Source organism: Anaerosacchariphilus polymeriproducens (genome assembly GCF_003363435.1).
In the GTDB taxonomy this organism is placed as follows: Bacteria; Bacillota; Clostridia; order Lachnospirales; family Lachnospiraceae; genus Anaerosacchariphilus; species Anaerosacchariphilus polymeriproducens.
On sequence record NZ_QRCT01000013.1, the window covers coordinates 82,955 to 95,072 of the forward strand.

Sequence of the window (12,118 nt, forward strand, 5' to 3'; positions counted from 1 at the left end):
CACTTCCTCCTACATAAAATTCATTGGATTAAAATCAAATTGTATATTTACTGATTTTTTTTGTTCCTGTAATTCTACTATATTTTCTAATCTATCTTTTATATGAATTAATTCATCATATTGTTCAGCTTTTATATAAATTACCTTTTGATATCTATCATTGACTTTTGCTATTACCGCATCAGCTGGTCCTATGACCTGAATTATCTGCATATTTCCAGATTGCTCTTTTTCTTTTTTTTCCTGAATAATCTGCTCTATTTCTGTTTTTAAAATGTCTGCACAATTTTGTGCCATTTCATACTTCAAAGAGGTTATCATTATAACCATCATATTCGCAGCCGGCGGATATGACATAAGGCTGCGGAACAATATTTCCTGTTGATAAAAATCTTTATAATCTTGTTTTGCAGCTGCTACAATACTATAATGATCCGGAGTGTAAGTCTGTATTACAACTTCTCCTTTCTCTTCTCCTCTGCCTGCTCTTCCGGCTGCTTGTGTAAGCAGCTGAAACGTTTTTTCACTTGCACGATAATCTGCAGTATGTAACGATAAATCTGCTGCTAAAATCCCTACTAAGGTTACATTCGGAAAATCATGTCCCTTAACTATCATTTGGGTTCCTATTAATATATCCGCTTCATGATTCGCAAAGGCCTTTAGTATTCTTTCATGTCCTTCTTTTGTTTTGGTCGTATCCATATCCATTCTTAGGATACGCGCATTCGGATAACGGCTTTTTACAATAGACTCTATTTTTTGGGTCCCTGCTTTGAAACCTCCAATATAAGGAGAACCACAATTAGGACACTTAGATACCTCTTTTTCTTGATATCCGCAATAATGGCAGACTAGTTGTCCATTATTGTGTACAGTTAATGACACATCACAATGTGGGCATTTCATAACGTGACCACAAGAACGGCAAGATATAAATCCTGCAAAACCTCTTCGATTAATAAACAACATAATCTGTTGCTGCTTCTGCAGTTTTTCTTCTATCAATTCTTGAAGCTTCATGCTCAAAATCGAACGATTTCCCTCTCTTAATTCTTCTCTTAAATCTATAGTATATACTTTAGAAAGTTCTCTTTTTTGTACCCGGCTGCTTAATTGATACAAAACGTACTCTCCAGTATTAGCCCGATAGTACGAATCAATGGACGGTGTCGCTGACCCTAAAACAACACTCGCATGAAGCATTTTGGCCCACTGTATCGCTGTTTCTCTGGCATGATATCGAGGCATTGATTCACTTTTATAACTAGATTCATGTTCTTCATCTATTATAATAAGTCCTAAATTCTGAAACGGAGTAAATAAAGCCGATCGGGGGCCTATCATAATATCAATATCATTATTCCGTGCCCGCATCATCTGATCATATTTTTCCCCTGCCGAAAGCCTTGAATTCATAATAGATACTCTATCACCAAATCTCTGATAAAATCTTGTGACTGTCTGAAAAGTAAGAGAAATTTCGGGTATCAAAACAATCGCCTGCTTTCCTTCTTGAATCACTCTTTGAATAAGTTCCATATAAACTTCAGTCTTTCCGCTTCCTGTAACACCATGGATTAGATAAGTATTCCGGATACCCTTGGTATAGTCTTTCCAGATACCTTCCACGACACCTGATTGGTCTGTATTTAATGCAACAGACTTTTCCTGCTTAACTATTTTTTTTACCGGATTACGATAAAAAGATTCGGTTTCGATACGAATCATATTTTCTTGCTCAAATGATTTGATAACTGATTGTGCTATTTTTAATTTTTTTACTATCACTTCGTAAGAAACTGTAGTATCTTTCAATAATGCTTCTAATAATCTTGCTTTCGCTGTATAATGCTTATTTTTAAATAATTCAAGCTTCTCCTTAGCCAATTCCTCTTGTAATATCAGGATGACAATTTTTTTTTCTTTTGATTTTACTTTCTGCTTGATCGGAATTACTGTCTTGAGGCTTTGAATCATGGTAGAACCATAATTTTCTTTTATCCAGCCTGCCAGCTGAATCTGCTTTGATTCTATCAGCAGGCTGTTATAATTGATTTCATATATTTCTTTTATCTTGGTAATTTCAAATTCAGGCTTATCTGTAATCATGATTACATAACCTTTTATCAAACGATTGCTCTTTCCAAACGGAACAACGACTTCCATCCCCAATTGAATTTTTTCTAACAAATATTCCGGTATTTTATATTGAAATGTCTTATCCAAATCTGAATGAACAATGTCAATAATAACATTGGCATATTTTGCCTGCATTTTTTCACCTGCTTATTTCTTCTAAAATTTCCTGAATCAAGACTCTTTCATCCAAAGAATATTTCACTCCATTGATTTCTTGATAATCCTCATGACCTTTACCGGCCAGTACAATAATATCTCCCTTTTGTCCATGTTCTATCGCATATCGGATCGCTTCTTTCCGATCAGAGATTTCTACATATTTTCCATCTGTCTTAGCCATTCCTATTTTTATATCATCAATAATCGCTTGTGGTTCTTCTGTTCTTGGATTATCAGATGTAATAACGGTCAAATCTGCTAATTTTCCGGAGACTTCCCCCATTTCATAACGTCTTAATTTGGATCGGTCTCCTCCACATCCAAATAAGCATACTAAACGAGTCGGCTGATATGCTTTCAAAGACGACAAAAGACTTTCTAAGCTCATTGCATTATGCGCATAGTCAATCATCAAAGTGAAATCATCTGAAACTTTAACCATCTCTATTCTGCCCTTTACTTTGGCCGCCTTAAGTGCCTTCTTCATTTTTTCTACAGGAACTTTAAAATGTCTGCAGATCGCTATCGCTGTTAAGGAATTGTATACACTAAATGTTCCTGGAATATCTACTGCAACTTGGCATTCCAATAATCCTTTCAGATCATAGGTCACTCCTAAAATCCCTTTTTCTACCGTAAACTCAATATTATCTGCCTGAAGATCGGCATTTGTTGAAATACCAAATGTTTCTAGTTTACAGGTATGATTTTCTATTACTTTTTCAAAATGTTTATCATCACAATTTACAATTCCTATTTTGCACTGTTGAAACAAAAGTCCCTTGCATTCCATATATTCTTCAAAATCTTTATGCTCATTCGGCCCGATATGATCTGGTTCTATATTTGTGAAAATACCAAAGTCAAAAACAAATCCGGCTGTACGATGCATCATCAGTCCCTGAGAAGAAACTTCCATTACTACTGCATCACACCCGGCTTCCACCATTTTGCTGAAATACTCTTGAACTATATAAGATTCCGGTGTTGTGTTATTGGCTGGAATTACTTCATTTCCTATTATTGCTTCTATGGTACCAATCAATCCCACTTTGTAGCCTGCATTTTCTAATATTGATTTCACCATATAAGTAGTCGTTGTTTTCCCTTTGGTTCCGGTTATGCCAATTGTCTTTAACTTTTGAGCCGGATGATCAAAATAAGCTGCTGAAATAACTGCCAAAGCATATCTGGTATCTTTGACTTTAATCACAGTAATATGTTCAGGAACATCTACGGTTTCTTCTACTATTAATACAACTGCTCCTTTCTCTACTACTTCATCTGCAAATTTGTGTCCGTCTACTGCAGTTCCTTTTATACAAACAAATAATGATTGTGATATTACTTTTCTTGAATCATAAATAACACTTTCTACGGTAATATCCTCATTTCCCTGAATACAATCATACTCTAAATTTTCTAATAATCGCTTTAACTGAATCATAATTCACACTCTTTCTTATAAATTGACATCATTGAATATAGGATAACACATGTTCTTTTGCTTTTCAATGTTCTAGCATTTATATTCCAATTTAGTTTTAAAAAATATATATTATTTTCATTTCTTCTTAAGGTTTATTTTAGAATTAAAACACACTTTGAACATATTTTTTACGTATACTGTTTTTAGATAGTTTTAACACTATCTCCCCCCTCATAAAATATTAAGATAAGAAGTCGTTACTTTTGTAACGGCTTCTTTCGTATCTATATTCCATAAAATACCTGTTATATTATATTTAACAGAAAACATACTAAGTTCATGAAGAAAAAATTTTTTTTATGTGGTACCATCGGCTGGTGTATGGAAATCTTGTTTACCTCAACCCACTCTATTCTTGAAAAAAACTTTCAGCTTACGGGATATACCTCACTATGGATGTTTCCGATTTATGGTATGGCTTCTTTTTTACTTCCTATGTACAAATATGTAAAAAAACTCCATATCTTTTTTAGAGGAAGTATTTATACTCTATGCATTTTTATTACAGAATATTTTACAGGATCTTTCTTAAAACAATACCATTTATGCCCTTGGGACTACAGCAAAGCAAAATTAAACATTAACGGAGTCATCCGCTTAGATTTTGCTCCTTTTTGGTTCTTTTTAGGATTACTCTTTGAGCGCATTCTAACACAGAATCCCAGAAGCTGAATTTTCTTTAAATAATAAGTAAGAGCCAATCTTTATACTGATTGGCTCTTACTTATTTTATTCTAAATCTCCATCTTCTATTCCGATATCAAGAGTATTTATTGTTCTTCTTTTCATTCTTGCTTCTTCTGATGTCTTTAATATAAATTCCTTAATTTCTCTGGAATTTTTGATATGCTGAAGTATTAACTGCGGATGAGTCTTATCACCTGTATAGCAGATAATTGTTCCCATACCAAACATTCGTTCAAAGAAACCAGATGTCATTTGTACATCTTGAATTTTATACATAAAGCAATCATTTTCTACCTGCTTGATCAATCCTGTATTAATCGTTAATATATCCTCTTCTATCGTATACCTGGTAAAAGTCCATGGAAGTCCAAAAAATAATATACGCTTCCTCTCCTTGTATCCCATATCCGTTCCTCCTTTATTGCCTTTTGCGGCTCAATCTACATTATAATAGATACAAAAAGATATTGCAAAAGATAATTGAAATTTAACTATAATTATTATATTATATAGAAAGCAATAAAAAGAAAATGAATTATGAACAGGAGGAAACTATGAAACATTTGATGAGTCCCTTGGATTTTACTGTGGAAGAGCTTGACAAATTACTTGATTTAGCAAATGACATTGAAAAAAATCCTTCCAAATATGCTCATGCCTGTGAAGGTAAAAAATTAGCAACTACTTTTTATGAACCAAGTACGCGAACTCGTTTGAGTTTTGAGGCTGCAATGTTAAATCTTGGTGGTAATATATTAGGTTTTTCCAATGCTGCATCTAGTTCTGCAGCAAAAGGCGAAAGTGTTGCTGACACCATACGGATGATTTCCTGCTATGCAGATATCTGCGCTATGCGTCATCCAAAAGAGGGGGCTCCTTTAGTAGCGGCTCTGAATTCTTCTATTCCTGTTATTAATGCCGGAGATGGCGGACATCAGCATCCTACTCAGACATTAACAGATTTATTGACCATTCGTTCTTTAAAGGGCAGATTAGATAATCTTAAAATTGGCTTATGTGGAGATCTCAAATTCGGTCGTACTGTCCATTCTTTAATCAATGCACTAATTCGTTACCCAAACATATCGTTTGTATTAATATCACCTGACGAACTCCAAATACCAAGTTATATCCGAGAGGATATCTTAGGAAAAAACAATATTTCTTTTGAAGAAGTCGTCCGTTTAGAAGATGCTATTACTGATTTAGATATTCTTTATATGACACGTGTTCAAAGGGAACGTTTTTTTAATGAAGAAGATTACATCCGAATGAAAGATTTTTATATTTTGGACAAACCAAAAATGAACCTTGCCAAAGAAGACATGCTTGTTCTTCATCCTCTTCCCAGAGTGAACGAAATTTCTGTTGAAGTAGATAATGACCCTCGCGCTGTCTATTTTGAGCAGGTTCAATATGGTGTTTATGTCAGAATGGCTCTTATACTTACATTATTGGAGGTGCAGGTATGTTAAATGTTGGTCTTATTCAGGAAGGTTTTGTTTTGGATCATATCCAAAACGGGAAAAGTATGGATATTTATCATTATTTAGGTCTGGATAAATTAGATTGCTGTGTTGCGATTATCAAAAACGCAAAAAGTAATGCGATGGGCAAAAAGGATATTATCAAAGTGGAATGTGATATCCATATGCTTGATTTGGATATCTTGGGATTCATTGATCACAATATAACAGTAAATATCATCAAAGATTGTAAAATTGTAGAAAAGAAAGCTTTAAAACTACCGTCTCAGGTAATAAATGTCATTAAATGTAAAAATCCCCGCTGTATCACTACTATTGAGCAGGAATTGGATCATATATTCTTATTGACAGATTCTGAAAAAGAGGTTTATCGATGTAAATATTGCGAAGAGAAATATGGAACTGAATAATACGTTAACTTAATATTAATATAAAAAAAATAAAGTGTCTACACAACCTCAATTTTCTACACTATTGTAGGAGCTAGACACTTTGTTTCAACTTAACAAATGGCAAAACAAACTTTTCTTTTGCTAAGTTCAAAAAGCTGGTAATTCCTGCTTTTATGTATGTACTCAATAACAAAATACCATGTATTAAATAAAGGCTAATTAAATAAGATCCCTTAAATACTTTTATTAAAATAGTACCTGAAAATTCTTATGAGGCACTCAAAAAAATATTTTCATACAATGAATTATACACCTTAGATATAAAGCTTATAATCAAACAATTTTATGATCTATGAAAAAAATCAAACTGTCAATTTAATAATATTAGTTAACACAAGTATTGCAAGTAATGAACCTGCAATAACCCTATATACCGCAAATACTTTCATAGGTTTCTTCTTTAAGTAAGTAATAAACTTTTTAATAACGATTAAAGCTATAATAAATGCAACAATAAATCCTATTATTAAAGAAAACCACAAAGTCTGTGTCATTATTGAATAGTCAAATTCTAATAAGTCTTTTGCTGATGTTCCTATCATTGCAGGGATAGCAATAAAAAAAGAAAATTCTGCTGCTAATGGTGTTGATAACCCAGCCATCCATCCACCCATAATTGTAGATGCACTTCTTGACATACCCGGACACAAAGCCAATAACTGAAATACTCCTATCTTAAATGCATGTACAAATGTAATATTATCTATTCTGTCTTCTTTACATTTTTTATTACTATATAATCTTTCAATCAATAATAATAACAATCCACCAACTATAAATCCAACGATAACAACCTCTGGCTCAAACATAGACTTTATTTTACTATAAAACAGCATACCGACAATACTCATAGGAATAGAAGCTACAATTACATTAATTCCAAATTTAAATCCGTTCTTACCTTCTTTGCCTTTTGTAAAGATAAATATAAAAAAATCAATTATACTATCTTTAATTTTACTCCAGTATAATACAACTACTGCCATGATAGCTCCAAGCTGAATTACAACTTCATACATCTTAGCAAACGCTCCCTCAAAACCAATTGCCCATCCAACTAAAATCATGTGACCAGTAGAAGATATAGGAATAAATTCAGTAATGCCTTCTACAATACCAATTATAATCGCTTTCAATATTAAGATAATATCCATATTTTTTTCTCCTTTCGACTATTAGAATAAACTCTTTTTTTCATATTATAGAATTAATAAAATAAAATTGCATAAATCTAATTCAATAAATTAATTTTTTCTAATATATAAAACAAAACCCTTTTTTTTCCTGTTATGACTTTTACTTCACAATTCATACCCACTTTTAATTTCTCCTCTTTTCCTTTTTTATTATATAGTGAATTATTGTCTAAAGTAGTCTTTGCGATATAATATGAGGAACTTTTTTTATCATTTATTTTAATATCTTTTGATATGTTTTTAATCTTACCCGAAATTAATCCATATTCTGAAACAGGAAACGAATAAAATTCTATTTTAACTTGCATACCCTCTTTTATTTTTCCAATATTTTTATTATCAATAAATGTATCAATCAAATATTTACTTTTAGGTATAATAGTTAAAGGTTCTTCACCTTCATGGATTTTATTTCCTTCTACAATATCAAATTTAAAATTTACAGAACCATCTTTTTTAGCAATTACTGTTGATTTTTTAATTTCCTTATTTATTATTGCACATTTTTTTAACAAATCATTTTTTTTCGCCTTATATGATTTTAATTCTCCATATATCGTATTAATTTCTGTTAATCTTTCTTTTTCTGAGTTTAATGGATTCGTTTTAATTGTAATTAAATCAAAACGTGATTTATACTCATCAAAATAGACATTTTTTTGTAAAGACTGAAAATTATTTATATTACCGTTCAATGCGTCTAAATAGGCATTTAATATTAATAACCTATCTTCTACATCACTAAGATTTTTGCTATAATCTTTTAATTCAGTAGCTAATTCATCATGATTAATTACATATATTATATCTCCTTTTTTTACTTCATCTCCATCATTTACTTTTACCTTTTCAATTTGTCCTTCAATTTCATTTGTTATAGTTAAAACTTTTTCTGATGTCTTTAATATTCCATTATATTTTATGACAATGTCAATTTTACATAAATAAGCCCATATTAAAAATGAAATTATTATAGATAATACTAAATAAATAAATAATACAAAAAATGGATGGGGTCTAGATTCATAAACCTCTTTGCTATTAGACATGCCATTCATATCCATAAGTAATGGTTTCATTATTCTTCCCCGCTTTCTAATGTCTGTTGTTTTACAAGCTCTGCATATTCCCCACTTAATTTTATTAATTCTATATGAGATCCTTCTTCAATTATTTTACCTTTATCCATAACAAAAATTTTATCACATTTTTTAATTGTACTTAATCTGTGTGCTATAAATATTACTGTTGTATTTATGCATAATTTATGAATTGTCTCATCTATCATTCTTTCAGTAATGGCATCTAAATTACTTGTAGCTTCATCTAAAATTAATATATCCGGTTTTTTTAACATTGCTCTTGCTATAGATAATCTCTGTCTTTGTCCTCCAGATATATTTGCACCATTTTCTTCAAGATTAGTATTATATCTTAAAGGGAGTTCATTAATAAAATCATGTGCATGTGCTAATTTAGAAGCTTCTATAGCATCTTCTATTGATGTATTAACCATGCCAAAAGATAGATTTTCTAATATACTTCCACTAAATAAAAATGTTTCTTGTGAAATATATGCAATTTTATCTCTCAAAATTTCGATTTGAATATCGTCAATTTTATTATCATTTAATAAAATATCTCCAGATTCAGTTTTATATAAATATAATAATAATTTAAAAAGAGTTGATTTTCCAGATCCACTCTCACCAACAAAAGCTACTTTTTGTCCACATTTAATTTTTAAGTTAATATTTTCTAACACTAACTTTCTAGTCCCATAGCGGAAATTCACATTCTTAAATTCAATATCACCTAATAAATTCTTTGGTCTTATTTTTTTTTCTTCTATTTTTGTTTTTTCAATTTCTAAATCTAAAATTTCTCCCAAACGATTAGCCGCTACTATAGCTGTCTGCATTTTTGGTTGTAGGTTAATTAAATTTTTTACGGGTTCTAAAAAATAAATCAGTAAAGAATTAAATACTACTAATTGACCTATTGTAATATTTCCATGAATAACATTAAAACTACCAACCCATAATATAATTATTCCTCCAATAACTTCTACTATAGTTTTTAGTGCATCTTGTAAATTTTCGATACAATATAATTTAAAAACACTTTTAAGAAGTTTAACAAATTTAATTTCAGTTTTTAGATTTGCATTTCTTTCTGCATTATAAGTTTTTATCATCTGTATTCCATGTAATGATTCCACTAAAAAAGCCGTTAACTTTGCATTATTTTCCATTTGATTACGATTTAAACGATGATATGACTTATTAAATGACCATACTATTAATAAATACAATCCAAGCATTATAATTGTTACAAAAAACATTGCAGAATTTTGCCTAAATAATATAATACCGCCAATAATTGCCATTATCGTATCTATCATTAGTGTTAATACCGCCCCTGAAATAGCATCTCTCACTTTGCCAGCATCCTGAAATCTAGATATTATTTCTCCTACTTTTCTTGTACCAAAAAAATTCATCGGGAGATTAATTACATGTTTATAATATCCAAACAATAATGCTATATCAATCTTTTGGCTTAAATATAATAATAGATGTGAACGAAAAGCGGATAATAATACTTTAAAAATACTTAAAATTATTATCCCTATAGAAAGCACCATTAACGTCTCACTCAAATTGTTTGGAAGTATATAATCTATTAATGCTTGAAAATAAAATGCTCCTAAAATACCTAAAAATGTATATATCAAAGATGCAATAAATATATGTATTAATATTTTTTTATGAGGTATTAATAAAGATAAAAAACTTTTAAATAAACCTTTTGTCTTATCACCAGTTTTAAATTTCATTGTTGGTGTCATAAAAATAATAACTCCAGTCCATCGATATTTAGAATTTTCACTTTCTTTAACGTTTATCCCAAAAAACTGTTCTGGTTTAAGAGTAATTAATCCTTCTGCTGGGTCTGCTATAATAATTTTTTTCCTTGTAATTTTATGTATAACAATATAATGAAATAAATTGCTATCTATTACAACATGAGCAATACACGGTAATGGAAAATCAGAAAAAAAAGCTTCCTTATCTCCTTTCATACCTTTTGCACTAAAACCTATTTGTTCAGCCGCTTTAATAATACCATATACATTTGTTCCTTGTTTATCAGTACCTGCATATTCTCTTATTTTTGAAATAGGTGTTCTTAATCCATATTGTTTTGAAATAGTTGCAAGACAAGCTGCACCACAATCAGTTGTGTCTTGTTGTTTTATACATGAGTATTTCATCGTTCCCTTTATGTCTCCATGTTTCTATTAATTATTTTGATTCTCTAATATTTAAAATTTATTTCAATCTCAATAAGCAATCTTTATGTAATTTACTGCAATAATAGCACTCTACGTATATGTAATAATAAGAGTTAAACAATTGAAAATAATCACAAAAATGGAGCCATAACAATCCCAACTAAAACTTGTTAGTTTTGAAACAGCTCCAATTCTAATAATAAATATTTCTATTTATTATGTTTTTTGTGCCATCTTTCCATTTGTCCAGCTGTAGTTGAAGCATCAAGTCCTTTACATATATAATATAATCCTTTTCCTACAACATTTCCAATATCATTAAACGCACTACCTCCATTAATACTTCTACTTTCATTAATTGTTAACTCGCAAAATTTATTTAACATAATTTATCTTCCTTTCAAATTTCTTTATTTAAATATATTTGTTATATATGATATACAATTATATATTGAATGTATTAAAAATAATATTTTGTAAGATGTAAATCTTTTGTTCGGATAAAACATATATGAAAAAATATATATATATCCTATACCACTTGCTATCAACATATAAGATATAGAATGATAATGTAACGCACCAAATATAATAGAAATTAGAACCGCTACAATATAATTTCGTTTTATAATTATTTTTGCAATCTTAACTAAATAAACTAATAAAATCGTTTCAATACCTGGTCCAATAAATGTTATTAAAATAAACATAAATATTGAAAACGAATTATAATCTTTTATATATATTTCATCAGTTATATTAATACCAAATAAACCAGCAATATATATAAATAAATAATTAAATATAAAACATATTAATACTGATAACAAAATAAATTTTACATCACTAATTTCTCTTACTCTTTTAAACATTCTATATATCAATCACCCCAATTATCTTTATTCCCAGCCTCTACGAAGCCATGACCAACACCTTTTATAAAATTATAAGCTGGATCTATTAAAGATATTACCGTTTCCCATTTCCCTCCACCTTCGATTGTATACATTTCCTCTTCTGATAAAAACTCAAAATTATTCATTTAATCTTCCTCCTTATTAATTTATAATATTATTTCTTAACGTTAAGAACTTAGATATTATATAACACATTTTAATAAATGTAAATAGTTTAAAATTATGTTATGTAAATATATTGATGCTTACTCCCTTAATTATAATCATGAAAATGTATTGCATTATTTTATG

At 29.8% G+C, this 12,118-nt stretch carries 12 protein-coding genes; 3 read left to right on the forward strand and 9 right to left on the reverse strand.

All coding sequences use genetic code 11. The annotated features are described in order from the left end of the window. Window positions 1-9: 9 nt before the first annotated feature. Together priA and DWV06_RS04955 are read right to left on the reverse strand one after the other, a co-directional pair. Window positions 10-2,277 (reverse strand): replication restart helicase PriA, encoded by a 2,268-nt coding sequence (gene priA, locus DWV06_RS04950; RefSeq protein ID WP_115481069.1) that lies wholly within the window; start codon window positions 2,275-2,277, stop codon window positions 10-12. A 4-nt stretch (window positions 2,278-2,281) separates the two neighbouring features. Continuing rightward, window positions 2,282-3,745, reverse strand: a complete 1,464-nt coding sequence (locus DWV06_RS04955) for a UDP-N-acetylmuramoyl-L-alanyl-D-glutamate--2,6-diaminopimelate ligase (protein ID WP_334294001.1) — start codon at window positions 3,743-3,745, stop codon at window positions 2,282-2,284. 324 nt (window positions 3,746-4,069) lie between these two features. Here DWV06_RS04955 and DWV06_RS19010 point away from each other — a divergent pair, with 324 nt between their 5' ends. After that, window positions 4,070-4,462, forward strand: coding sequence for a putative ABC transporter permease (locus DWV06_RS19010; protein WP_115481071.1), 393 nt, complete (start codon window positions 4,070-4,072; stop codon window positions 4,460-4,462). A 57-nt stretch (window positions 4,463-4,519) separates the two neighbouring features. Here the strand turns inward: DWV06_RS19010 and DWV06_RS04965 are convergent, their stop codons facing one another. After that, window positions 4,520-4,882 (reverse strand): PH domain-containing protein, encoded by a 363-nt coding sequence (locus DWV06_RS04965; RefSeq protein WP_115481072.1) that lies wholly within the window; start codon window positions 4,880-4,882, stop codon window positions 4,520-4,522. A gap of 149 nt (window positions 4,883-5,031) precedes the next feature. Here DWV06_RS04965 and pyrB point away from each other — a divergent pair, with 149 nt between their 5' ends. Continuing rightward, the gene (gene pyrB, locus DWV06_RS04970; RefSeq protein ID WP_115481073.1) at window positions 5,032-5,952 is read left to right on the forward strand and encodes an aspartate carbamoyltransferase; all 921 of its coding nucleotides are present in this window, start codon (window positions 5,032-5,034) and stop codon (window positions 5,950-5,952) included. Further along, window positions 5,946-6,374 carry an aspartate carbamoyltransferase regulatory subunit gene (locus DWV06_RS04975; RefSeq protein ID WP_115481074.1) on the forward strand — a complete coding sequence of 143 codons (429 nt, stop codon included), beginning with the start codon at window positions 5,946-5,948 and terminating at the stop codon, window positions 6,372-6,374. The genes pyrB and DWV06_RS04975 overlap by 7 nt, the downstream gene beginning before the upstream one ends. Before the next feature lie 344 nt (window positions 6,375-6,718). Here DWV06_RS04975 and DWV06_RS04980 read toward each other — a convergent pair whose 3' ends face one another. The 6 genes from DWV06_RS04980 to DWV06_RS05005 form a co-directional block, all read right to left on the reverse strand. Then, window positions 6,719-7,570 carry an undecaprenyl-diphosphate phosphatase gene (locus DWV06_RS04980; RefSeq protein WP_115481075.1) on the reverse strand — a complete coding sequence of 284 codons (852 nt, stop codon included), beginning with the start codon at window positions 7,568-7,570 and terminating at the stop codon, window positions 6,719-6,721. 77 nt (window positions 7,571-7,647) lie between these two features. Beyond that, window positions 7,648-8,691, reverse strand: a complete 1,044-nt coding sequence (locus DWV06_RS04985; RefSeq protein ID WP_115481076.1) for an HlyD family secretion protein — start codon at window positions 8,689-8,691, stop codon at window positions 7,648-7,650. Then, window positions 8,691-10,889, reverse strand: coding sequence for a peptidase domain-containing ABC transporter (locus DWV06_RS04990; RefSeq protein WP_115481077.1), 2,199 nt, complete (start codon window positions 10,887-10,889; stop codon window positions 8,691-8,693). Before DWV06_RS04990 ends, DWV06_RS04985 begins: the two co-directional genes overlap by 1 nt. Before the next feature lie 230 nt (window positions 10,890-11,119). Next, complete coding sequence (locus tag DWV06_RS04995; protein ID WP_115481078.1) at window positions 11,120-11,296, reverse strand: enterocin 1071A family bacteriocin; 177 nt, start codon at window positions 11,294-11,296, stop codon at window positions 11,120-11,122. 24 nt (window positions 11,297-11,320) lie between these two features. Further along, window positions 11,321-11,782 carry a CPBP family glutamic-type intramembrane protease gene (locus tag DWV06_RS05000; RefSeq protein ID WP_115481079.1) on the reverse strand — a complete coding sequence of 154 codons (462 nt, stop codon included), beginning with the start codon at window positions 11,780-11,782 and terminating at the stop codon, window positions 11,321-11,323. An 8-nt stretch (window positions 11,783-11,790) separates the two neighbouring features. Next, window positions 11,791-11,952, reverse strand: a complete 162-nt coding sequence (locus DWV06_RS05005) for a lactococcin G-beta/enterocin 1071B family bacteriocin (protein WP_115481080.1) — start codon at window positions 11,950-11,952, stop codon at window positions 11,791-11,793. Between the last annotated feature and the right edge of the window lie 166 nt (window positions 11,953-12,118).